This window comes from Luteibacter sp. HAY1-4A (genome assembly GCF_056755355.1).
The window spans coordinates 1-23,175 of record NZ_JBNDHZ010000039.1 but is presented as its reverse complement, the minus strand read 5'-3'; the positions used below and the strand labels follow the sequence as shown (position 1 = coordinate 23,175).

24 protein-coding genes and 1 other RNA gene are annotated in these 23,175 nt (G+C 67.1%); 18 read left to right on the top strand and 7 right to left on the bottom strand.

Annotated elements, in window-relative coordinates; translation table 11 throughout:
- Positions 1 to 26: 26 nt before the first annotated feature.
- Positions 27 to 1,436, bottom strand: a complete 1,410-nt coding sequence (gene pdxR, locus ACPYOD_RS13820; RefSeq protein WP_481302307.1) for a MocR-like pyridoxine biosynthesis transcription factor PdxR — start codon at positions 1,434 to 1,436, stop codon at positions 27 to 29.
- Between the two features lie 96 nt (positions 1,437 to 1,532).
- On the opposite strand from pdxR, the gene ACPYOD_RS13815 reads away from it, so the two are divergent.
- A complete protein-coding gene (locus tag ACPYOD_RS13815) occupies positions 1,533 to 1,952 on the top strand; it encodes a cupin domain-containing protein (protein WP_481302306.1) in 420 nt (139 codons plus the stop codon).
- A gap of 9 nt (positions 1,953 to 1,961) precedes the next feature.
- The gene (locus tag ACPYOD_RS13810; protein WP_481302305.1) at positions 1,962 to 2,609 is read left to right on the top strand and encodes an HD domain-containing protein; all 648 of its coding nucleotides are present in this window, start codon (positions 1,962 to 1,964) and stop codon (positions 2,607 to 2,609) included.
- 4 nt (positions 2,610 to 2,613) lie between these two features.
- Here the strand turns inward: ACPYOD_RS13810 and ACPYOD_RS13805 are convergent, their stop codons facing one another.
- Positions 2,614 to 3,540, bottom strand: coding sequence for a M14 family metallopeptidase (locus ACPYOD_RS13805; protein WP_481302304.1), 927 nt, complete (start codon positions 3,538 to 3,540; stop codon positions 2,614 to 2,616).
- A 37-nt stretch (positions 3,541 to 3,577) separates the two neighbouring features.
- Positions 3,578 to 5,326 carry an arginine--tRNA ligase gene (gene argS / locus ACPYOD_RS13800; RefSeq protein ID WP_481302303.1) on the bottom strand — a complete coding sequence of 583 codons (1,749 nt, stop codon included), beginning with the start codon at positions 5,324 to 5,326 and terminating at the stop codon, positions 3,578 to 3,580.
- 218 nt (positions 5,327 to 5,544) lie between these two features.
- On the opposite strand from argS, the gene ACPYOD_RS13795 reads away from it, so the two are divergent.
- Together ACPYOD_RS13795 and ACPYOD_RS13790 are read left to right on the top strand one after the other, a co-directional pair.
- Positions 5,545 to 7,758, top strand: a complete 2,214-nt coding sequence (locus ACPYOD_RS13795) for a TonB-dependent siderophore receptor (protein ID WP_481302302.1) — start codon at positions 5,545 to 5,547, stop codon at positions 7,756 to 7,758.
- 116 nt (positions 7,759 to 7,874) lie between these two features.
- Positions 7,875 to 8,696, top strand: a complete 822-nt coding sequence (locus tag ACPYOD_RS13790; protein ID WP_481302301.1) for a tetratricopeptide repeat protein — start codon at positions 7,875 to 7,877, stop codon at positions 8,694 to 8,696.
- 18 nt (positions 8,697 to 8,714) lie between these two features.
- On the opposite strand, the gene ACPYOD_RS13785 is transcribed toward ACPYOD_RS13790, so the two are convergent.
- Positions 8,715 to 9,590: a glyoxalase gene (locus tag ACPYOD_RS13785; RefSeq protein WP_481302300.1), complete on the bottom strand. Its 876-nt coding sequence runs from the start codon at positions 9,588 to 9,590 to the stop codon at positions 8,715 to 8,717.
- 66 nt (positions 9,591 to 9,656) lie between these two features.
- Entirely contained in the window at positions 9,657 to 10,520 is an 864-nt protein-coding gene (locus ACPYOD_RS13780) for a YicC/YloC family endoribonuclease (protein WP_481302299.1), read from the bottom strand.
- Between the two features lie 81 nt (positions 10,521 to 10,601).
- Between ACPYOD_RS13780 and rph the strand changes: the two genes are divergently transcribed.
- The 8 genes from rph (at position 10,602) to pepQ (ending at position 18,412) form a co-directional block, all read left to right on the top strand.
- Positions 10,602 to 11,333 (top strand): ribonuclease PH, encoded by a 732-nt coding sequence (gene rph, locus ACPYOD_RS13775; protein ID WP_481302298.1) that lies wholly within the window; start codon positions 10,602 to 10,604, stop codon positions 11,331 to 11,333.
- Positions 11,330 to 11,839, top strand: coding sequence for a GNAT family N-acetyltransferase (locus ACPYOD_RS13770; protein ID WP_481302297.1), 510 nt, complete (start codon positions 11,330 to 11,332; stop codon positions 11,837 to 11,839). Before rph ends, ACPYOD_RS13770 begins: the two co-directional genes overlap by 4 nt.
- Before the next feature lie 3 nt (positions 11,840 to 11,842).
- On the top strand, positions 11,843 to 12,436 hold the full coding sequence (gene rdgB, locus ACPYOD_RS13765) for an RdgB/HAM1 family non-canonical purine NTP pyrophosphatase (RefSeq protein ID WP_481302296.1): 594 nt from the start codon (positions 11,843 to 11,845) through the stop codon (positions 12,434 to 12,436).
- Positions 12,433 to 13,590, top strand: coding sequence for a radical SAM family heme chaperone HemW (gene hemW / locus ACPYOD_RS13760; RefSeq protein WP_481302295.1), 1,158 nt, complete (start codon positions 12,433 to 12,435; stop codon positions 13,588 to 13,590). Before rdgB ends, hemW begins: the two co-directional genes overlap by 4 nt.
- Positions 13,591 to 13,726: 136 nt before the next feature.
- Positions 13,727 to 15,928, top strand: a complete 2,202-nt coding sequence (locus ACPYOD_RS13755) for a DUF1631 family protein (RefSeq protein WP_481302294.1) — start codon at positions 13,727 to 13,729, stop codon at positions 15,926 to 15,928.
- Complete coding sequence (locus tag ACPYOD_RS13750) at positions 15,925 to 16,272, top strand: PilZ domain-containing protein (protein WP_481302293.1); 348 nt, start codon at positions 15,925 to 15,927, stop codon at positions 16,270 to 16,272. The genes ACPYOD_RS13755 and ACPYOD_RS13750 overlap by 4 nt, the downstream gene beginning before the upstream one ends.
- A gap of 58 nt (positions 16,273 to 16,330) precedes the next feature.
- On the top strand, positions 16,331 to 16,942 hold the full coding sequence (locus ACPYOD_RS13745; RefSeq protein WP_481302292.1) for a hypothetical protein: 612 nt from the start codon (positions 16,331 to 16,333) through the stop codon (positions 16,940 to 16,942).
- 147 nt (positions 16,943 to 17,089) lie between these two features.
- Positions 17,090 to 18,412, top strand: coding sequence for a Xaa-Pro dipeptidase (pepQ, locus tag ACPYOD_RS13740; protein ID WP_481302291.1), 1,323 nt, complete (start codon positions 17,090 to 17,092; stop codon positions 18,410 to 18,412).
- Positions 18,413 to 18,520: 108 nt separating this feature from the next.
- On the opposite strand, the gene ACPYOD_RS13735 is transcribed toward pepQ, so the two are convergent.
- A complete protein-coding gene (locus tag ACPYOD_RS13735; protein WP_481302290.1) occupies positions 18,521 to 19,813 on the bottom strand; it encodes an aminopeptidase P N-terminal domain-containing protein in 1,293 nt (430 codons plus the stop codon).
- Positions 19,810 to 20,376, bottom strand: a complete 567-nt coding sequence (locus ACPYOD_RS13730; RefSeq protein WP_481302289.1) for a UPF0149 family protein — start codon at positions 20,374 to 20,376, stop codon at positions 19,810 to 19,812. The genes ACPYOD_RS13735 and ACPYOD_RS13730 overlap by 4 nt, the downstream gene beginning before the upstream one ends.
- 95 nt (positions 20,377 to 20,471) lie before the next feature.
- Here ACPYOD_RS13730 and ACPYOD_RS13725 point away from each other — a divergent pair, with 95 nt between their 5' ends.
- The 6 genes from ACPYOD_RS13725 to rpiA all read left to right on the top strand — a co-directional run bounded on the left by ACPYOD_RS13725 (position 20,472) and on the right by rpiA (position 23,033).
- A complete protein-coding gene (locus ACPYOD_RS13725) occupies positions 20,472 to 20,696 on the top strand; it encodes a TIGR02449 family protein (RefSeq protein ID WP_166701332.1) in 225 nt (74 codons plus the stop codon).
- Positions 20,697 to 20,704: 8 nt separating this feature from the next.
- Positions 20,705 to 21,013: a cell division protein ZapA gene (locus tag ACPYOD_RS13720; protein WP_481302288.1), complete on the top strand. Its 309-nt coding sequence runs from the start codon at positions 20,705 to 20,707 to the stop codon at positions 21,011 to 21,013.
- Between the two features lie 7 nt (positions 21,014 to 21,020).
- A non-coding RNA gene (gene ssrS / locus ACPYOD_RS13715) (6S RNA) lies at positions 21,021 to 21,203 on the top strand.
- Between the two features lie 110 nt (positions 21,204 to 21,313).
- A complete protein-coding gene (locus ACPYOD_RS13710) occupies positions 21,314 to 21,925 on the top strand; it encodes a 5-formyltetrahydrofolate cyclo-ligase (RefSeq protein WP_481302287.1) in 612 nt (203 codons plus the stop codon).
- Positions 21,922 to 22,380, top strand: a complete 459-nt coding sequence (locus tag ACPYOD_RS13705; RefSeq protein ID WP_481302286.1) for an EVE domain-containing protein — start codon at positions 21,922 to 21,924, stop codon at positions 22,378 to 22,380. The genes ACPYOD_RS13710 and ACPYOD_RS13705 overlap by 4 nt, the downstream gene beginning before the upstream one ends.
- Complete coding sequence (gene rpiA / locus ACPYOD_RS13700; protein WP_481302285.1) at positions 22,377 to 23,033, top strand: ribose-5-phosphate isomerase RpiA; 657 nt, start codon at positions 22,377 to 22,379, stop codon at positions 23,031 to 23,033. The genes ACPYOD_RS13705 and rpiA overlap by 4 nt, the downstream gene beginning before the upstream one ends.
- The last annotated feature ends 142 nt before the right edge of the window (positions 23,034 to 23,175 follow it).

Below are 23,175 nucleotides of genomic sequence, written 5' to 3'. Positions count from 1 at the left end.
TCCTAGCCCGCGGTCGGCCGTCGTGGTCAAGTGCCGTAGCTTCCGATCAACCCGTGCAGCCGCCCGCATGCTTCGGCAATGCGCGCTTCGTCCGCCGTGGCGATACCGAACAGCAAGCCAGCGTCGGCCTCGCCACGCGCATCGAACCATTTTCCCAAGGGCTCGGGCGCGAGTCCGAGCGCACGCGCATCCCGTGCGATCGCCTGGTCCGGCGTGCCCCGCGGCAGTCGCAAGAGCACCGCCAGCCCGCCGATGCGTACGTCGTAGCCGAGCCCTTCCAGCGTCGTGCGCAGCAGTTCTCCCCGCTCGGCATAGAGACGCTTCATCCGACGCAGGTGCCGCATGTAATGGCCTTCCCGCATGAATTCCGCGATGGCGAGCTGCACGGCCGGACCCGGCGCGGAGCCAAGGCACATCACCATCTCGTTGAATCGTTCCACCAGCGAGGCGGGAACGACGACGAAGCCGAGGCGAAGCGATGGGCTCACGGTCTTGCTGAACGACCCGATGTGGATGACGCGCCCGAATCCATCCTGCGATGCGAGCGCCGGCGCAGCGCGCCGCTTGACCTGCAATTCGCCGAGGTAATCGTCCTCGATGATCCACGCATCGCCGCGCGCGGCCCATTCGATCAATGCGATGCGCCGACTCAGCGACAGCGTATGGCCGAGCGGCGCCTGCTGGCCGGGCGTCACCAGCACAACGGCCGCATCGGGCGCGTTCGCCATGCCGGCCGCGATGTCCATGCCTTCCTCGTCCACCGGCACGGGAACCGGTGCGACCCCGGCCAGTTCGAGCGCCCGGCGGCTCTGGAAGAATCCGGGATCCTCCATCCAGGCCTTCCGGCCCTCGACGGCGAGCGCCCGCAGCACCAGCCCGAGGGCGCCGGTGAACCCCGCGGTGATGAACACCTGCGAGGGCCGGCAGTCGAGTCCTCGCGCCAGCGTCAGGTGAGCCGCGATCTCACGGCGCAAGGAAGCCTCCCCCCGCGGATCGGGATAGACCGCGGGAGCGGCCACCTCCATCCGCGCCGCGTGCGCGCGCAGGCGGCCGAGCAACCCCGAGGGAAAACGGTCCGACGCAGGCACGCCCATCTGGAACATGGCAGGCGGGGCCAGGAGGTGCGCGTATTCCGGCGGCGGCTGTTCGGCCTGCCCGACAGGGGATGCGTGCCCTGTCGGCAACGAATGCCTGGCGACGCGCGTGCCGCCGGAGCCGGCCGAGACCACCACCTGCTCGTCGGCCAGTCGCTCATAGGCGGCCTTGACGGTACCCCGGGCGACGCCCAACTGCGCGGCCAGCGTCAGCCATGACGGAAGCCGCGCGCCCGGGGCGAGTGCTCCGCTCTCGATGGCGGCAAGAACGCCAAGACGGATTTGCTCCGCCAACGTAGTACTGGCTGAGCGATCGAGCCGGATGTCGAGCAGGGGCGTCATGCCGCGATGGTACATCCCACACGGTCGTTTCTGGTTCTTTTGGATGCACTTACCGTCGTCGCACCATACGGCTTATCCCCAAGGAGTCACCCCCCAATGAAAGCCCATCGATTCCTCGCCCCCCTGCTGTTCTCCGCCGTCGCGATGTCCTTGACCGCGGTCGCGACCGCGCACGAGGCCGGCGACCAGGTCAAACCGAACTTCTCGCACGCCATCCCCAACATTCCGGGCAAGACGCTCATCGCCGTGGAAGTGATGTATCCGCCCGGCGGCGCCAGCCACCCGCATACCCACGCGAAGTCCGCCTTCATCTATGCCTATGTGGTGTCTGGCGCGATCGAGAGCCAGGTGAACGACGGCCCCACCCGCACCTACAAGGCCGGCGAATCGTTCTTCGAGGAACCGGGGCAGCACCACGGCGTCAGCCGCAACGCGAGCAAGACGGAACCGGCCAAGTTGCTGGCGGTATTCGTTGTGGACAGCGGCGACACCAAGCTGACGACGCCGGACAAGTAAGTGGTAGCCATGGTCCCTTCCATCGATCGCCTGGGCATCGCCGTCCCGGGCAGCCGCATCGCCCGCGAGGCGGCGGAATTGCTTCGCGATACCGGGCACAACCTGCTGTTCCAGCATTCGCACCGCGTGTACTTCTGGGCAGCGCTTCTAGGGAAGCGCGAGAACCTCGCCTACGATCCGGAGCTTCTCTACGTGGCGTCCATGTTCCATGACCTCGGCCTGACGGAACGTTTCCAGCAGAGCCAGCTGCGCTTCGAAGTCGACGGCGCCAATGCGGCGCGCGACTTCCTGCGCAGCCACGGCATCGCCGAGGCCGATGCGCAGAAGACGTGGGCCGCCATCGCACTCCATACGACGCCCGGCATACCGGAATTCCTGCATCCGGAGGCCACCTTGCTGCACATCGGCGCGGGCCTGGACGTGGCGGGAAAGCACTACACCTCCTTCACCGACGAGGAGCTTGCGGCGGTCACGCAAGCGTATCCGCGCGAGGAAACGTTCAAGTCCGACATCGTCGACGCCTTCTACGAAGGCATGAAACACCGCCCGGCAAGTACGTTCGGTACGTTCAACGACGACTTCCTGGCGGCCAGGGATCCGAACTTCCGCCGCGTGGACATCTGCAGCGTGATCGCCACATCGCCCTGGGCCCACTGAGGCATCAGCCCGCCGGGTGCGCCAGGGCGTATTCGATGGCCGCCCGCACCGCCGCCACCTGTGCATCGTTGCACTGTTGCGGCGTGGCGCGCGGACTGTCGGGATAAACCTCAGTGGTCGTCGTATAGCGCGCGCCGGTAATCCCGGCGCAAAGTCCAAGGTCCTTCAACGCATACTCGATCACGCCGGGTGCCACCACCGGAGAGCCGATGATCTCGCCGTTCGCGTCGGCCGGGGCGATGTGCGTCACCTCGGCCACGGCGTCGATCACCGCCTGCTGGAACGCGGGCTGTGGATTCTCCGTGTCGTCGACGAGATAGAAGCCGTCCGGAATCTCGCCCGGCTCGTATGCCTTGCCATCGCGAGCCGCCAGCGCGGGGCGGAACTCCGACTCGTCGGAGTCGGTAGTCTCGTGCAGGTCGATGTGCATCAGCACGCGCCCTCGCAACGGCGCCAGCAGCGCCACCAGCGCCGCCGCTTCACCCGACGCGCTGCCTTCGCGGAAGTTACGGTTCGGATCGATCGCATCCGGATTCCAGCGATGGATACGCTCGTACGCCCAAGGGCTGACGCATGGCACCACCAGGACATTCGCCTGCCCGGCATAGTCGTTGCCGTGCTCCCGCAGGAACTGCAACGCGCCGTGCACGCCACTGGTTTCGTATCCGTGGACGCCACCCGTCACGAGCATCATGGGAAGATCGTCGCGCCAGTCGCGTGTGCGTACCGCCAGCAGCGGGAATCGCTCATCGTCGTACTCGAGCGAACCATATTCGGACACGTCGAAACGTTCGCGCAGCCGATCTATCGCACTCAGCACGTCCTGGCCGAAGTCACGCTGCTTCGTCTGGCGCGAACGCCACATGGTGATCTCGGCGGCACCCCAGGGCTTGCCTGGCGTACCGATGGCGTAGGACGTCTGTTGGTTCAAGACCGCGCTCCGTTCTGGGTGGGACCTGATTCTAAGTCTACATACGCTCAGGAATCCGAATCCCGAGCAGATCGAGCGCTTCAACGAGAACCCCTCGCGTCAACGAGGCAAGCGCCAGACGCGAAGCGCGCTCATCGGCACTGGGAGCGGCAAGCACTGGGCACTCCGCGTAGAAGCGGCTGAACGCCTGGGCGAGTTCATAGGCGAAGTCGGCGATTTCGTTCGGTGCGTATCGCGAGGCCGACGAAGCGACCACGTCGGGAAACCTTGCGCACAGGAGCACCAGGTCGCGCTCGGTCGGCTCGCGTACGTCGATGGCGCCTGCGGCGACGCCTTCGCGCCTGGCTTTTTCCAGGATCGAGGCGATGCGCACGCAGGCGTATTGCACGTAGGGCCCGGTGCGACCTTCGAAGGACACCATGCGGTCGGCGTCGAAGATGTAACCCGAGGTGCGATAGGTGGACAGGTCGGCGAACTTCACGGCGGCGATGCCGATGGCGGCGGCAAGTGCTGTGGCTTCTTCCGGTGGGAAGGCATCGTCGGCCTGACGCGCGCGCGCCTTGTCGATTGCCTCCGCGAGTAGGTCGCGCAGCTGTGCCACGCCGCCGTCGCGCGTCTTGTAAGGCTTGCCGTCGACACCGTTGACGGTGCCGAAGCCGACGTGGACGAGCGTGATGTCGTCGGCGAAACCCGCCGCCTGCGCCGCACGGAACACCTGGGCGAAATGCAGGGACTGGCGCTGGTCGACGACGTACACGATGCGCGACGGGTGGTGGCGCTGCCGGCGATCGACGATCGTCGCGAGGTCGGTCGTTGCGTAAAGGGCCGCGCCATCCGACTTCTCGAGGAGCAGCGGCGGCATCGGCGATTCGTCGTCTTCCCTCGCCACCTCGATCACCAGGGCGCCGTCGCTCCGCACGGCCACGCCCCGCACGACGAGGTCGGCGATCATGCCGGGGATCAGGGGCTGTACGTGGCTTTCACCGAGCAGTTCGTCGAAATGGGCGTCGAGGGTGGCGAAATCGCGGGTCTGCGCATCCAGCGACACGCGCCGCACGACTTCCCATATGCGTATGTGCCGCTCGCTGCCCGCCTGTAGTTCCGCGGTGGCCGCGCGTGCCAGGGCCATGCGCGCCGGATCGGCCTTGCACGCCGCGGCGACGCGGGGATACAGCTCTTGCAAGGTCTGCATGTCGAAAGGAGGCCGGTCGCGCCAGGGGCCGTCATCGGCAACCTCGGGCCACAGTACCAGTGCCTCGGAAATCAGCATGCCCATCTGCAGGCCCCAGTCGCCCAGGTGTACGTCGCCGATGACGCGATGCCCCTGCGCTGTGAGGATCCTGCGCAGGCTTTCGCCGAGCACGAGCGAGCGAAGATGGCCGACGTGCAGGGGTTTGGCGACGTTCGGGCCGCCGAAGTCGATGACGATCGTCTCCGCGGGCTGGGGCTGGATACCACCACGCGGGGAGGACGCCTGGGCGGTGGCGAAGCGCGACAGGAGGCCGTTGGAAAGGCGGAGGTTGATGAATCCGGGGCCGGCGACGCTCACCTCGGTGAAATCGTCCAGTGGCGCGAGCTGCGCAACGACGGCGTCGGCCAGTGCCCTGGGTGGACGCTTCATGCGCCCCGCCAGCGCCATGATGGCGTTGCACTGGAGGTCGCCAAGCTCGGGGCGCTGGGCGAGTACGGCGCGAACACCGTCGGTATCCAGTCCACAGGCGGAAAATGCACCGGCCAGCAGCCGATCGACGTGCGCGAACAGGGTCGCTCCAGTGGGGGTGGACATAACGGGGTTCCGGGCAAAGGGCAGCAGGTTCAAGGACGCCCTCAGGAGGCATTCCGTTCCTGGAATGCCTAAGCCGGCAACAGCCCGACGTCGCGGTAAGTACCGATAGTGTATCGAACCACGCAACGTCGACCATGGCGCATGTCGCCTCCTCGCACCCGTGGACAGCACCCGCCGGCCCCGTTTATATTGATAATGATTCTCATTTAGGGGCCGTCATGGCACTGTACTCGATCCTTCCCGTCCGCCGGGGCGGCCCGCTGGAGCGCGCCGCATCGTCGGCGATCCTCGTCTCCCTCCTGGCCGTCTCGCCCGCCTTTGCCGCCTCCAACGAGGACCAGATGTCTTCGAAGGAACGAAAGCCGGTGGACCTCAGCGCCGTGCAGGTCACCGGCTTCGACCCCGCGGCATACACCGCACGCGACAGCGCCGCGGCCACCAAGCTCGATCTGTCGCTGCGGCAGACGCCACAGTCGGTCACCGTGGTCACACGCGAGCGGCTGGACGACCAGAACCTGACATCGCTGCGCGACGTGCTGGACAACACGGCAGGCGTTTATTCGAACGCCTACGACACCGAACGCGTGCTGTTTTATTCGCGGGGCTTCCTGATCGACACGTTGATGTACGACGGCGTCCCCGCCATCTCGAACTTCAATACGGGATCGATCGACGAAACCCTGGATACATCCCTGTACGACCGGATCGAGGTCGTCCGCGGTGCCACAGGCCTGATGACCGGCGCCGGCAGTCCAGGTGCGTCCATCAACCTGGTGCGCAAGCACGCCGTGTCCACGACGCCGACGATGTCGATCGACCTGAGCGCGGGCTCGTGGAACGACGGCCGGATACAGTTGGACGGCAGCGTTCCGTTGAATGCCACCGGCACCGTGCGAGCACGCGGCGTCGCGGTGTATGAGGACCAGGAGTCCTACCAGGCGCTTTACCACAAGAAGACCGCTGTGCTTTACGGCATCGTCGACTGGGACATCTCTCCTGCCACGCGTGTCTCGCTCGGCTTCGATCACCAGGACAATCGCCCACGCGGGAATACCTGGGGATCCTTTCCCCTTTTCCTGTCCGACGGGAGCAAGGCCCGCTGGCCGCGCTCGACCACCACGGCCACGGACTGGAGTCATTGGACACGGCGTACGGACACGCTTTTCGGCGAATTCCGGCACAACTTCGCCAACGACTGGAGTATCCGGGCCAGCGCCAACGTGCGCCGCTATCGCGAGGACGCCCAACTGTTCTACGTCTATGGCTTCCCGAATCCGGCCACCGGGGAAGGGTTGCAGCCATCGGCGTACAAGAGTCGCGGCGAGATCATCGACCGGGCCGTCGATGTCTATGCCAGCGGTCCTTTCGACGCGTTCGGCCGTACGCATGAACTGGTCGTGGGTTACGGTGGCTCGCGCACGTCGAATACCGGCAGTGAGTTCAACGCCACGGACCCGCTGCCCGACCCCGGCAACTTCTTCGCTTGGGATGGCTCCTACCCCCGGCCAGCCTTTCCCACGAAAGGCACGCCACTGAGTGATATCGACACCACCCAGAACGGCATGTATGCCGCGGCGCGGTGGTCGCTCGCCGAACCCCTCACACTCATCACCGGCGCGCGCCGTGCGTCATGGAAGGTCGATTCCTTCTACGTCTACGACACACCCAACGATTCCCGCTACGACTTCAGCAAGACGATCCCTTACGCGGGGCTGGTTTACGACTTCAGTACAGCGTATTCGGCCTTCGCCAGCTATACCGGAATTTTCAAGCCACAGAATGCGCGCGATGCGAGCGGCCATTACCTCGACCCGATCGAGGGCCGCAGCGTGGAGGTGGGGCTGAAGGGCGAACACTTCGACGGGCGGCTCACGACGTCGCTGACGTTCTTCAGGACCTTGCAAGACAACGTGGCGGCACCGGTCTTCGATCCCGAGACGGGCGAGGCGGTCATGCTGCCGGATGGCTCGCAGGTGTCGCGGGCGCTGGAAGGCACGGTTTCGCGCGGCTTCGAAGCGGAAGTCGCCGGACGCATCGGCGAGGACTGGCAAGTATCGCTCGGGCTTTCGCGCACGCTGATGCACGACGCGACCGGTGCCAATGTCCGCACGTTCATCCCCGGCACACTGGTCCGCACGTTCGCCACATGGACGCCGCGGCAATGGATCGACGGCCTGACCCTCGGCGCGGGCCTCGACTGGCAGTCGGCAAGCCATACGGCAGTCGGGGCCCCCTCGGGCAATGTGGTGCTGCGTCAAGCGAGCGTGCCGCTGGTGGCGCTGATGGCGAAGTACGCGATCTCGCCGCATGCCACAGTGCAGCTCAATGCCGCCAACCTGCTGGACCGGAAGTACTACGTGCTCGACCAGTACGACAACACGTACTTCGGCACGCCGGCCAGTGCGACGCTGTCGCTGCGGATGGACTTTTAGCCTGGTCGCAGCCGCATTGACTATACGCGCGCCCAGCGTGTTCGCTACGAAGAAAGCTTGCCGAAAATCGCCGGAGGGTAGGCTGGCCGCAGCGACCATTCCCGATGCGGAGGAACATGATGCCAAAGCGAAGCCTCCTTCTTGCGCTGCTCTTGCTCGCCCCGTCGGCCCACGCGGCGGACTCTCCCAAGGACGTGCAGGCCCTCATCGCCCGCGGCGACTACTCCGGCGCGGAGACGATGCTGCGCGAAGCCGTTACCGAGCACCCGCAGAGTGCGAAAGCCCACTACGTGCTGGCCGAGGTTCTGGCGCACGAGGGCAACATCGGCGAAGCGAAGGCCGAGGCGTCGAAGGCGGCGACGCTCGATCCGGGAACGCACTTTACGGATCCCGCGAAGTTCCAGGCGTTCCAGCGAAAACTGGATAGCGCGCTGGCCCCCGCCGGCGGCTCCCGCAAGACTGTGGCTCGCTTGGACGACGCCGGTCCGGCACCCGGCCGGCGGGACACGGGCTCGTCGCACATGCTGAACCTGCTCGCCATCGGAGCGGGTATCGCGCTGCTCGTGTTCCTATGGATGCGCCGTCGGCGGGCCGACGTCCCGCCGGTCGCCTATCCTCCCGCGCCGCCTCCGGAAGGTGTGCCCCCGTATAGCGCCTATCCCGGTGGATCCCCTTACGGCGCGCCGCCGCAACCCCATTCGGGCGTCGGCACGGCCGTGGCGGCGGGCCTCGGTGGCGTGGCGGCGGGCATGCTGCTCGACGAAGCGTTGCGTGGCCACCGCGGTGACGAAGGATTCAACAATGCGGGGACCGTCATCCATGACGAACGCGATCCCTCCGCACAGGCCTATGACGACCTGCGCGACGACCCGATCGACATGGGCAACGACGATAACTCGTGGGACGACAGCGGATCCGGCGACGACGATTCCTGGTAAGCGGGCCGTGGAGGCGTTTCAGTGGTTCAGGCTATGGATTTCCGCGACGTATCCGCCGGGAAACTCCACCATTGCTGCTCGGCGATCACCCTCTGCATGGGCGGCGACGACGACTTTGGCACCGCTGTCACGCGCACGACCGAGCGTTCCGTCCAAGTCCGTTACCTCATAGCCGGTCAGTTCGATGCCGTAGGGCCAAGCGAGTTGGCCGTTCGTCACAATCACTGTCGCCTTGCCGTAGCCCGACTCGATGCGGATACGGCGGTAGGTGCCATCCTTGCGGCCCACATCGGTCGCTGGCGCATTGCGATCGTCGGAGACGACCTTACCGTGCGCGAATGTTACAAACGCTTTCACAAATGCGTCGGCCGACTCCGCCGGAAGGTAAATGCGGTTTTCGGGCACGTGCTCGAAGGCTGCATAGCTTGGTTTCTTGGTATGCCAATACAGCTGCATGTTCACGCCACCTGGCCAGGCCACCACCGCGTCACGGCCAATCGGGTCGTCAAACGGGGCAACCAGCGTGGCTGCGCCGGCGGCGTTGGCCGCTTTAACTGCCTGGTCGAGGTCACTCACCAAGTATCCGGTGCGCTCCAGCCCGAAGGGGTACGGGATGGGCGTGCGAAAGCCAAACACTGAGATCGTGCCGACAGGGGTCTGGACCAGCTGAGACGACGTGCTCGACGGCACAGGGGTAACCGTCACCAGCACCTGCTTCGTTGACCGTCCACCAAAGGTGGTGGTGAAACTGTTTACAAACGCATCGACATCGGCCGGAGCGACGTACACATGCGTCGTGTCGTACTGGGCCCCCACCGAATAGTCTGGTGTCGTGGCGAACGCCGCCGGCGCGAGCAGCAAAGCAATGGGTGAAAGGAATGCAGGCAATCGCATGGGATAGGTCCGTGGCCCCGTAAAGATCTTTTCGGAAATTTGTAGAACGTTGGATCGCCATGGATCCTATTCGATGTTCTGCACCTGCTCGCGCATCTGCTCGATCAGCACCTTCAATTCCACGGCCGCGTTGGTCGTGCGCGAATCGACGGACTTCGAGCCCAGCGTGTTGGCTTCGCGGTTGAATTCCTGCATGAGGAAGTCGAGGCGGCGGCCAACCGGCTCCTTCAGGGCCAGGACACGGCGTGCTTCGCCGATGTGGGTGGCGAGGCGGTCGAGTTCCTCGTCCACGTCCATGCGCGTGATCTGCAGCACCAGTTCCTGTTCGAGACGGCCCGGATCGGCCGGCTGACGGATATCGGCTAGACGCGATTCGAGGCGCGCGCGCAGCGCCGCGCGAATCTCCGGAAGCCAGCCGCGCACGTCGGCGACGATCTTCTCGACGGCATCCAGGCGTTCGAGCAGCATCTCGCCGAGCTTGCCGCCCTCGCGCGCCCGCGTGTCGCCGAGCGCGGCCAGGGCCTGGTCGAGCACGCCGAGCAGCGCCGACTGCATTGCGTCGGCATCCGCCTCGGGCTGCTGGAGCACGCCTGGGAAACGGAGCAGCTCCGTGAATTGCACCTGCATGCGCGGGAAGCGCTGTTCCAGGTCCAGGGCGAGTTCGGACAGGCGGGACAGCACGGCACCGTTGATACGCAAGCCCTCGCCGGAACCGGGTTCGGCGCGCAGGCGGACCGTGACGTCCACCTTGCCGCGTGACAAGCGCGTGGCGATGCGCTCGCGCAGGGCGCTCTCGAAGCCGCGCATCTCGTCGGGCAGGCGCGGGCTGATCTCGAGGTAGCGGTGATTGACGGTGCGCAGCTCGCAGGTGAGCGTGCCAGAGGGGCCGGCGTGCTCGGCGGAGGCATAGGCGGTCATGCTGCGGATCATCGGTTGCCTCGCGGCATGCGCGTCGGGAAAGGAGGGGCAATGGTAAACTGACCCACCGTCCGTGCCCAAATCAGGCCCTACATGACCCCCACCCGTCCTAGCGGGCGCGCCGCAGACCAGTTGCGCGCCGTCAGCATCGAACGTCACTACACCCGCCACGCGGAAGGCTCCGTGCTGGTTTCCTTCGGCGATACGAAGGTGCTGTGCACCGCATCCGTCGAGGAACGCGTGCCACCGTGGCTCCGCGGCAAGGGCGAAGGCTGGGTCACCGCCGAGTACGGCATGCTGCCCCGCGCCACCACCGATCGCACGCAGCGCGAGGCCGCCCGCGGCGGCCAGGGCGGCCGCACGATGGAAATCCAGCGCCTCATCGGGCGATCGCTGCGCGCCTGCGTCGACCGCGCCGCGCTCGGCGAGCGCGTCATCACACTGGACTGTGACGTGATCCAGGCCGACGGCGGCACCCGCACGGCCGCCATCACCGGCGCGTATGTCGCGCTGGTGGACGCGGTGGACACGCTCACGAAGCGCAACGCCATCAAGCGCAATCCCATCCTCGGCGCCATCGCGGCGGTGTCGGTGGGCATCTACCGCGGCGTTCCGGTGCTCGACCTCGACTATGCCGAGGACTCGAATTGCGACACCGACATGAACGTGGTGATGAACGACGGCGGCGGCTTCATCGAAGTACAAGGCACCGCCGAAGGCCATGCCTTCCGCCGCGACGAAATGGACGCGCTGCTCGATCTCGCCGGCAAGGGCATCGCGGAACTGGTCGCGGCGCAGCGCGCCGCCCTGGAGATCGCCGCATGAGCGACATCCGCGCCGCGACGCCCGCCGATCTCGACGGCATCGTGGCCGTCCATCGCGCGGCGTTCGGTCGCGACGGCGAAGCCAACCTCGTGAAGCGCCTCGTCGAGGCAGGCCGCGACGTCATTTCCCTGGTGGCCGTGGACGACGACGGCTCCGTCCTGGGCCATGTGCTGTTCTCGCCGGTCACCGTGGAAGAAGGCGACGATGGCAAGGCGCTGGGGCTCGCTCCCGTCGCCGTGCTGCCGGACCACCAACGACAAGGCCTCGGCCGCGCCCTGATCGAGGAAGGCATCGGTGCGTGCTTCGTGCACGATGCGCGGGCAATCTTCGTCCTGGGCTCGCCGGCCTACTACTCGGGCTTCGGTTTCGGCAAGGCCTCGGTGCACGGGCTGCACGACGCGTTCGAGGGCGGCAATGCCTTCCAGGTGCTGCCGCTCACGGTGAGCGGGCTCGACGGCTATCGCGGCCGCGTCGAATACGCACCCGAATTTTCCGAGGGTTTCTGAGCGATGCGTATCGTTCTTGCGTCCGGTAATGCCGGCAAGCTGGCCGAACTCGAACAGCTGCTCGGCGGCAGCGGCCTCGAACTGGTCGCGCAGAGCCGTCTCGGCGTCGACGACGCGGAAGAAACCGGCCTCACCTTCGTCGAGAACGCGCTCATCAAGGCGCGCCACGCTTCGCTTGCCACCGGCATGCCGGCGCTCGCCGACGACTCGGGCATCTGCGTCGATGCGCTGAACGGCGCGCCCGGTCTCTATGCCGCGCGCTATGCGGGCACGCACGGCGACAACGCCGCGAACAGGGCGAAGCTCCTGTGCGAACTCGAGGGCGTCCCCATGGCGCGGCGCACGGCACACTTCATCGCGGTGCTGGTGCTGTTGCGACACGCCGAGGATCCCGCCCCGCTGATCGCGGAAGCGCGCTGGCACGGCCGCATCCTCGAATCCGAGCGCGGTACGGGCGGCTTCGGCTACGACCCGCTGTTCCTTCCCGACGGGTACGACGCGTCGGCCGCGGAACTCGATCCCGCCCTCAAGAACCGCCTCAGCCACCGCGGACAGGCCCTGGCGCTGCTCAAGGCTCGCCTGCCGGACCTCGCATGAGTCTGCTTCCGCCGCCGCTGTCGCTGTATGTGCACATGCCCTGGTGTGTGCGCAAATGCCCGTACTGCGATTTCAATTCGCACGGGCTGCGCGGCACGCCGGACTATGCGGCCTACGTGGACGCATTGCTCGCGGACCTCGACGCCGACTTACGCGATTTCGGTGCGGCGCTGGATGGGCGAACGGTGGAAACCGTTTTCTTCGGCGGCGGCACACCGAGCCTGTTCTCACCCGAGCTCGTGGGCCGCTTCCTCGACGGCGCGCGCGGGCGCCTGCCTTTCGCGGCCGGTGCCGAGATCACGCTGGAAACCAACCCCGGCACGGTGGAGCACGGCCGTTTCGACGGCTACCTTGCCGCGGGCGTCAATCGCATTTCCTTCGGCGTGCAGAGTTTCGACGACGACAAGCTGCGCCGCTTGGGCCGCATCCATTCCTCGAACGATGCCGCGAACGCGGTGCGCGAGGCGCAGGATGCCGGCATCGGCAACATCAACATCGACCTGATGTACGCCCTGCCCGAACAGAGCCTGGCCGGCGCGCTCGACGACGTAGCGCGCGCCGTCGCACTCGCGCCCACCCACATCTCGCACTACCAGCTCACCCTGGAACCGAACACGGCGTTCGCCGCGAATCCTCCCCCGCTGCCCGACGACGACGCGGCCTGGGCGATCCAGGAAGCGTGCGAGGCGCGGCTGGCGGAGGCGGGCTATGGGCAATACGAAGTGTCCGCTTATGCACGTCCGGGCAGGCGCTGCGCGCACAACCTGAACTACTGGCGCTTCGGCGACTACCTCGGCATCGGTGCGGGCGCCCACGGCAAGGTCAGCGACGCGCAGGGTGTGCGCCGCCGCTGGAAGACCCGGCTGCCGGCCGCCTACCTCGCAAGCGCCGGCCAGGCCGCGCGTATCGGCGGCGACTCGCGCGTGGCGCCCGACGACCTTCCCTTCGAATACATGCTCAACGCGCTGCGCCTTATCGACGGCGTGCCGGCGGCGGATTTCGCTGAGCGGACCGGGTTGCCGCACGGGACCATCGCGTCCTCGCTCGCCACTTGCGTGGCCCGCGGCTGGCTGGTGGACGATCCCGCGCTGCTCAAGACCACACCGCTCGGCCAGCGCTTCCTGAACGACGTCATCGAAGCGTTCATGGCCTGAGAACCGGGCAAAACGACGCGTCCATCCACCTGCCTATTCCAATCGCCCTAAGCCGTAAGCGAGCCGTTTGTACGCTGGCGCGGCCGCCGTACGGCCACCTAAACTGGCATGGCAGGGTCGTGGAGGACCTGATCGCATGAGTGCAGGCACGCAGCCGCCGTACGGCCGGACGGGACCGCATCCCGTCGCCCTGTCGCCGCGTGCCCAACGCGAAGCGCAGCAGGGCCTGTCGCTGTGCCTCACCTGGCTGGACATGCCGCTGCGCGAAGCGTTGCGGGATTTCGACCGCCGCCTGTTTTCGGCGGCGGAAGCCAGCCGCAACCACCTCGAGCAGCAGGCATGCTTCGAGAGCCGCCTCATCGTCGAGCGCGAAGGGCCCGCGTTCCGCAACCGTTTCGCCGCGCACCTGTCCGACCGTTTCCGCCGCCTGGGCAATGTGCCCGAGGGCAAGCCGGGAAGCGCGGGCACGGAACACCTGACCTTGAGCCTGGTGGACCCCGAAGAGCAGGAGCAAGCCGATGCGCTGGCGAGCATGGCCGCGCGCGGCGAAGCGCGCAGCGCCAGCAGCCTGTTCGAACTGGGCTTCCGCCTTGCGGTGCTGGCAGGCACCGCGCCGCTGGAAGGCGAGGCGCTGCCCGCGGGACCCCGTGCGCTGGCCGCCGCGCTCGAAGCCGCGGTCGCGCCGATGCCCCTGTCGAACCCGCACCGACTGCTCCTGTTCCATGCCGTGGACGCGCATGTGCTGGGTCATGGCGACGCCTTCTACGGCGCACTGAACGAGCACTACCGCACGCGTGGCATCCTGCCCGGCTTTCGCGTGTACCCCAACGTGCGCATCGCCGCGTCGCCCGCTGCCGAGCGGCGCGCGCGGGCAGCCGACGCTGCCGGCGAAGCCGCGGCCGGTCCGGCCGCGACCACGACGGAAGGACACATCGGCGTGCTGGAAGGCTTGCGTTCGCTGCTGGCCAGCCGCGTCGAAGCCGGCCGCGGCGCCGGTTTCGCACCGGGACGCCTGGCCTCCGACGACGAACTCCAGACGGCCCTGCTGGCGCTGCAAGGCCATGTCAGCGACGTGGCCGACGCGGCGCAGCGCGAGATCCGCAGTGCGCAAGCGCTGCGCGACGAACTCGTCCACCAGCTCAACGTCGGCCGCCCTGCCGGCTCGCCGCCGGCCGAACTCACGCTGGAACAGGGCGACACGGTCGAGCTCACCGCGATGCTGTTCCAGAGCCTGGCGCAGCAGATCGCCGCCACGAGTCCCGGCCGCGGCGTGCTCGGAGGCCTGCAGTGGCCGATGCTCAGGGCGGCGGTGAACGACCGCGGCTTCTTCGACCAGGCCGAGCACCCTGCCCGCCAGCTCCTGGACACGGTGGGCGAGGCGGCGCAGCACTGGCTCGATCCGGCCGAGGGCGAGCCGGATGCGGCCTTGATGGACCGCCTGGAAAGGCTCGTTGTCGAGGCCAGCCATGCGCAGGTCATCGACCCCACATGGCGCGCGGACATCGAACAACAGATTGCCCTGCTTTCGCGCAAGGCGCACGTGGCCGAGCGCCGGCAGATCGAGGCGATGGAAGGACGCGATCGCCTCGAGCGCGCACGCCAGCGCGCCACCGAAATCATGAACGAGCACATGGTGCGCGGTACCGCGCCGCGCGGCGTACTGCGCATCCTGCTCGAACGCACATGGGCGGACGTGCTCGCCCTGCATATCCTGCGCGGCGGCGAAAACGGCGAAGCCTTCCTCTATTGTCTCGGCGTCACCGATCAGCTGCTCGGCAGACGCCCGATCGCCGATCCGCAGAAGCTGCGACAGGACGTGGAGCGCGGCCTGGAGCACCTGGGCATGCATGCCGCCGAGGCGGCGCAGGTGGCCGCCGGCGTCTTCGAAGCGCCCGGCGAACAGAAGGAAGAAGGCCTCACGTCCACCGACGTCGCCATGCGGCTGAAGCAGCGCCCACGCCTCGGCGAAGGTACGGCTCACGGCGAAACCGTCGTACCGGTGCAGCCCACGCCCCTCGATCCCGCGGCACGCGCGATCTACGACGGGTTCGGCAGCCTGCGCTTCGGCACCTGGTTCGAATTCGTCCAGCCCGACGGCGGCGTGATCCTGCGCAAGCTGGCCTGGTTCTCACCCGGCACCGGGCGCTGCCTGTTCGTGAACCAGCGCGGCAGCCGCAGCGAAGACATCGACCTCACCCGTCTGGCCCGGCTCGTCGCCAGCGGCGAGGCACGCGAATGGAAGGAGCAGCGCATGTCCATCGTGGATCGCGCATGGCGCGCCGTCGCACGCAACCTGCGCCGCGAGAATGCGCGCGAGCGCATGGCGGGGCATGCATGAGCCGCGAGTTCGAACAACGGCGCGCGCCCCGCAAACGCGCCACCTCGCCGATGCCCGTCACCGACGTGATGACCGACCGGGTGCTCGGGCAACTCGGCAACCTCTCGGCAACCGGCCTTTTGCTGCTGGGCACTCACGCGCCGCGGCACGGCGGTGTTCACCAGGTGGCCTTCATGCTGCCAGACGCCCAGCATCGCGAGCACCGGGTCGAAATAGGCATCCAGGAGCAATGGCACGAACCGGCGGCATCCGCAGGCCAGTTCTGGTCCGGATACCGTATCGTCGCTGCAAGCGACGACGACGTTCGTGCCATCGACGAGTGGATCGGACCACCCGCGGACTGAACGGAAGCCCCACACCATGCTTTACGACGCACCCGGCGGGAGCCCACCATCCCTCGTCATGAGTGACGCCACCACCATCCTCGTCGACACCGAGCTCGAGCGCGAAGACGCCGCGGCCGCTGCAACCGACCTGTATCTCCACCTGGTGGGCGATGGCACGATCGCCGCGCGTCCCAGCGCGGACGAGGAGGCACGTTTCCGGGTACTCGACGAGCGCTTCGTGGCGGAAACGGGCATACGCGCCATCGGCCTGCACGCCAGCGGTCATCGCTGGTCCGAGGACAGCCTCGGTGGTGCCCACCTCGTCGACGGTGGCAGGGAGAACGGTATTTTCTGCCGGTACGACGGCGGCTTCACCATCCGCTGCCCCGACTGCCAGGCCGCCCTCTCGCTGGGCGACGAAGGTAGCGAGGCGCTCGAGGAAGCACTCGTGCTTTGGTGTGACGCACCCGATTCGGCCTACCTGGCCTGCCCGTGCTGCGCCACCTGGACGCCCCTGCACCAATGGCGTTCGCCGGTGCACGATTTTGCCGTGGGGCATTTCGCCATCACGCTTTACGGCGCGCACCTGAAGGGGCTGCTCGGTGGCGACGAATACGCGGCCACCCTGCTGCGCCACCGCCTGGGCGACATCGCATGCGATTACACGGTGGTTTTCGCGAAAGCGTAGACGTTGTGGGAGCCGCTTCAGCGGCGATCCCGCGGCAGCGGGCAGGTACCATCGCCGCTGAAGCGGCTCCCACACGGCATGCCGGACTTGGCTACGGCACGAGGTAGGCGCACCATTGCGGTTTGCCCCACGTCCCCGGAGATTCCCATGAACGACGCGCTGGCCGCGCTCTACCCCCAGCACCTCGCCACGCTGCGCGAGCGCACGGACACCGCGCTGGCCCGCGGCGGCTTGGACCACCTCGTGGTGCCGGCGGGCCGTCCCATCACGAAGTTCCTGGACGACCAGGACTATCCGTTCATCGCGAATCCGCATTTCAAGCACTGGCTGCCGCTCGTCGACACTCCGGGAAGCTGGCTCGTCTACACGCCCGGCGAGAAGCCGAAGCTCGTGTTCCTCCAGCCTCGCGACTACTGGCACGTGGTGCCGGAAGCGCCGTCGGGATACTGGGTGGAGCACTTCGACATCGTCGTGGTGCGCAAGCCCGCCGACGCGATCGCCGAACTGCCGGCGGCCCTGTCCCGTTGCGCCATCATCGGCGACCAGTACTGCGACCTGCAGGAAGTCTGCGCGAACAATCCACCTGCGGTCGTAGATCACCTGCATTACCACCGCGCGTACAAGACGCCGTACGAGCTGGAACTGATGCGCGAGGCCAGCCGCCGCGGCACGCGCGGACACCGCGCGGCGGAGCGCGCGTTCCGCCAGGGCGAGAGTGAACTGGGCATCCACCTCGCCTACCTCACCGCCGTGGGCCAGATCGACGCCGAGTTGCCGTATGCGAGCATCGTCGGCCTCAACGAACATGGCGCCGTGCTGCACTACACGAACTTCGACCGCCGCGCTCCGGCGGAAGGCCGTTCCTTCCTCATCGACGCCGGTGCCAGCGCATCGGGTTACGCCAGCGACATCACCCGCACGTACGCCGGCAGCCACGCCCCGGAATTCCAGGAGCTGATCGACTCGGTCGATGCCGCCGAACGTTCCTTCGTCGCGAAGGTGCGCGCGGGCCAGAGCTACCCGGACCTGCACGTGCACGCCCACCACGTGCTCGCAGGCGTGCTGCGCGACCATGGCTTCATCCGCATGAGCCCGGAGAGCGCCGTTGAGTCGGGCGTGTCGTCGGCGTTCTTTCCGCACGGGCTGGGCCACGGCATCGGCCTGCAGGTGCACGACGTGGCGGGTTTCCAGGCGTCCGAGACGGGCGGCACCATCGCCAAGCCCGAAGGGCATCCGTACCTGCGCCTGACGCGCCAGCTCGAGCCGGGCATGGTGGTGACCATCGAGCCGGGCATCTACTTCATCGACATGCTGCTGGCCGAGCTGAAGAACAAGCCGTTCTCCGGCGACATCGACTGGACGAAGGTCGATGCGTTCCGCAAGTACGGCGGCATCCGCATCGAAGACGACGTGGTCTGCACCGCGGGCGAACCGGAGAACCTGACGCGGGACGCCTTCGCGTTGCTGTAACCCGAAACAGGAGCGCACTGTGGGAGCCGGCTATGCCGGCGACCCGCGGCAGCGGGCCGACCTCCCGCGAGCACCCATCGCCGCTGAAGCGGCTCCCACAGCGCGCTCCTACCGCTCGAGCGCTTCCGGAGCCTTGGGCACCATCGCCGTCATGACCTCCGGGGCGCCCTTCGTCACCGCCACGTCGTCCTCGATGCGGATGCCGATGCCACGCCAGCGTTCGTCCACGCGCTTGTCGCCCGGCGGCACGTAGATGCCCGGTTCCACCGTCACGACCATGCCTTCCTCGAGCACGCGAGGTTCGCCGTCGATGCGGTAGTCGCCCACGTCGTGCACATCGAGGCCCAGCCAGTGTCCGGTCTTGCTTGGGAAGTAGGCCTTGTAGCTTCCCTCCGCAATGACCCTGTCGGCGCCACCGCGCAGGATCCCGACGGCGCAGAGTCCCTCGGCGATGATGCGTACCGCGGCATCGTGGGCGTCGCCGAAGGACCGGCCCGGACGCACCGCGTCGATGGCCGCGAGTTGGGCCTCGTGCACGATGTCGTAGAGCGCCCGCTGCGCCTGCGTGAACCGGCCGCCCACCGGAAACGTGCGGGTGATGTCCGAGGCGTAGCAGTCGACCTCCGCACCGGCGTCGACCAGCAGCAGGTCGCCGTCCTTCAAGGTTGCCCGGTTCGCCTGGTAATGCATGATGCAGGCATTGCTTCCCCCGGCCACGGTGGGCGGAAAGGCCGGCACGGCACCCTGCCCGCGAATGCTGCGCAGGATTTCACCTTCCACTTCGTATTCCGCCACGCCAGGCCGGGCTATGGCCATGGCGGCGAGATGCGCCGCGCCGGCCACTTCGGCGGATCGGCGCATCAGTGCCAGTTCGTCGCGGGACTTGAACAGGCGCAGGTCGTGCAGCAGGTGGCCCAGGGCCACGAGGTCCTTCGGCACCACGCCACCGCCGCGGGCGGTACGCAGGCGGCGCATCCAGGCGAGCAGGCGGGCGTCGAAATCGGGTTCCTGGCCGAAATGGCAGTACACCCGCGCGCGGCCTTCGATCATGCCGGGGAGGATGTCGTCGATGTCGTCGATGGGGAACGCGTCGTCGAGGCGCAGTTCGCGCGCTGCCCGGTCGGTGCCCATCCGCTCGCCGTCCCAGCGCTCGCGGTCGGCGTCGCGCTCGCGGCAGAACAGCACGCTTTCCCCATGGGCGCGCCCCGGAAGGAGCGCCAATACGGCGTCCGGCTCATCGAAGCCGGTGAGGTAATGGAAATCGGAGTCCTGCCGGTACGGCCAGGGAGCATCCGCATTGCGCATGCGCTCCGGCGCAGCGGCGAGGATCAGCACCGCGTCTTCGCCGGCCATGCGCATCAGCTCCCGGCGCCGCCGGGCGTACTCGGTCGCGGGGATCAATGCAGCGTGTCGCTCGGCGGGTGGTTCCGGGCGCCGGCTTCCGCGTGCAGCAGCAGCGCGCCTACGCGAACGAATTCCTCGATTTCGGTAAGCGACTCCTCGTCGCCCTCCACGTCTTCGTCGAGTTCGAATTCGCTGGCGGCGATGGTCGCCATGTCGCGCAGCACTTCGCGGGCGTCCTCGCTCAATGCCTTCGCCGTCTCGGCCGTGCCGCCGAGCCCGAAGCCGCCGAGGAATCCACGGGTCCACTCGGTCAGGCCTTCCGCCCGCTCTGCCAGCGGTGCGTCTTCCTCCGGCAGCCACGGTCCGAAGGTGAGGTCGGTGTCGGCGAGCCAGGCTTCGGTCTGGTGGCGCAGCCTGATCAGCATAGTCTTCTCGTCGGCGGTGGGCGCGGGATCCGGTTCGAGCTGGAGGGCCTCGAGCAGGGAGCCGGACGGGAAGTGCCCGCCCGCACTGAGGTAGCCCACCAGCGAGCCATGGAATTCGCTGACCGAGGTGGCGAGCTTGCAGCGCGCGATGAGTTCGGCGATGTCTTCGGGGTCGACGGTCTCGTTGGCCGGCATGGCGGGGGCTCCTTCGGGCGTGGAAGCGAAGTCTAATGCAGAGGACGCGACGGACGGGCTGCCGACAAGGCCGGACCTCCTGTTATAGTCCGCGCATGACGAACCCGGATGCCTTCAAGACCGAACTGGAAGCCTTGAGCGCCACGCTCGACCGGCTCGTCGACACCGTTCGCCGCCTTTCCGAGGAAAACCGCAGTCTGCGGCACAGCCAGGAACAGCTGGCGAACGAACGCGCGGGACTCATGGCACGCAACGAACAGGCGCGCAGCCGTGTGGAAGCGATGATCCAGCGCCTGAAGGCGCTCGAGAACACGGGCTGAGCCGTCACATGAATGCAATCGCCAGTGAACCGGTATCCCTGCGCCTGCTCGATCGCGAGTTTCACATCGCGTGCGCCCCCGAGGAGCGCCCCGGCCTGATCGCCGCCGCCCAGTTCCTCGACGGCAAGATGCGCGAATTGAAGTCCAACGCGAAAGCGCCGGGTTTCGACCGGATCGCCGTCCTGGCGGCCGTCAGCATCGCTCACGAGCTGCTCACGCTGCGAAAGGAGCACGACTCCCAGGAACAGGTGCTGACCGACGGTCTGGCCGCCCTGCGCAGAAAGCTTGATGGTCTGCTCGACGCGTCGGTAAAATAGCCCCGGGCGTTCCCTGCGGTGTTCGCCAGCGCACTTTACATTTGCCTTGTTCCTACATACGACCCCGGGTCGGCTTTTCGCGACTGTTGTGCATGTCCGCCTCGTACGGAAAGCCTCGAAGTTGCGTAGCCCTCCCACCTGATCCTTTGGATCAAGGTCGTTTGGTGCGCAGCGGCATCGCGGAGAACGCCTCTCCTTTACAGCCGACCGGCCCCCAGGGGGCCGGTCAGCGTCGTATCCGCGGCACCGGATACGGCGGCTCGACGGCAACCTTGCCTGTGCCGTTCAGTTGAACGACCCATGTCAAAGCTTCCCGAGAGACGTGAACTGCGAGCCGACCTCGTGCAGCGCCGCCGCCAGCTGAAGCCAGCCGAGCGAGTCGCGGCAGCCCAGGGGTTGCGCCAGTCGCTGGAACAATTGCCGGAATTCCTCACCGATACGCACGTGGCCGGCTACTGGGCCACCGGTGGCGAGTTGCCGCTCAACATGGCCATCGCGCCGATGGCCGAGCGGGGACAAACCTTCTATCTCCCCGTCGTCACGAAGTCGGGCGGCAAGCGCCGCCTTACCTTCGCGCCGTGGACCACCGGCGAAGACGTCGAAACCAACGAAATGGGCATTCCGGAGCCGAAGGCCGCGCAGCGCATCGTCGAGGCGAGCGAACTCGACCTGGTGCTGGTACCGCTGCTCGGCTTCGATCGCCGCGGCAACCGCCTCGGCTTCGGCGGCGGTTATTACGACCGCAGCTTCGAATTCCTGCGCGGACAGAAGCGGCCGGCCAAGCCGCTGCTGGTCGGCGTGGCCTACGACTTCCAGGAACTCGACGCCATCGAAACCGCCGAGTGGGACATCTCGCTCGACTACGTGGCGACCGACAAGGAACTCATCGACTGCACGGGCGGCGATGCATGAAGTACTGGCTCATGAAGTCCGAGCCGGACACCTTTTCCATCGACGACCTGAAGCGTAAAGGCGTCGAAGCCTGGGACGGCGTACGCAACTACCAGGCGCGCAACTTCATGCGCGACGGCATGAAGGTCGGCGACAAGATCTTCTTCTACCACTCGAACACCGAAGTACCCGGCATCGTGGGCATCGCCACCGTGGCGTCACCCGCATATCCGGACGAAAGCCAGTTCAATCCGAAATCCAAGTATTACGACGAGAAGAGCACCCGCGAGCAACCGCGCTGGGTGCTCGTCGACGTGAAGTTCGAGCGCAAGCTGGCACGCACCATCTCGCTCGAGGAGCTGAAGGGCATCGACGAACTCGCCGACATGCCGCTGGTGCGCAAGGGCAATCGCCTTTCCGTCATGCCGGTGGCGAAAAGCGACTGGGATTTCATCCTGAAGCTGGAAAAATCATGAGCCAGGACAACGAGAAGCGCCTCGCCGCCGAAACCGCCGCGTTCCGTTACGTGGGCAACGGCACCTTCAAGGGCGGCATCCTGGGCGTGGGCACCGGCTCCACGGTGAACTTCTTCATCGACGAACTGGCGCAGTACCGCGACCGCATCAAGGCGGCCGTCTCCAGCTCCGAGGCCTCCAGCCAGCGCCTGCGCAAGCTCGGCATCGACGTGATCGACCTCAACGCCGCCGGCCGTCTCGACCTCTACGTCGACGGCGCGGATGAATGCGATCCGCAGAAACGCCTTATCAAGGGCGGCGGAGCCGCGCTCACCCGCGAAAAGATCGTGGCCGCCGCGTCCGATCTCTTCGTGTGCATCATCGACGCGAGCAAGCAGGTCGACGTGCTGGGCAAGTTCCCCCTGCCGATCGAAGTGATCCCGATGGCGCGCAGCCACGTGGCCCGCGAAATCGTGGCCCGCGGCGGCCAGCCGGTGTGGCGCGATGGCGTGGTCACCGACAACGGCAACTGGATCCTCGACGTGCACGGCTGGCGCATCGCCAACCCCGTCGAACTCGAAGCCGACCTCAACCAGATCGTCGGCGTGGTCGCCGTGGGCCTGTTCGCGAAGCGCCCGGCCGACGTGGTGATCGTGGGCAATCGCGAGATCTGAGACCCGAAGGTGGGAGGGTCGCGTCGTTGTGGGAGCCGCTTCAGCGGCGATCCCGCGGCGGCGGGCAGGCTCGCCGCGAGCCCCCATCGCCGCTTAAGCGGCTCCCACAGTCGGTTAATCTCGCTCCATGACGCTCGAAACC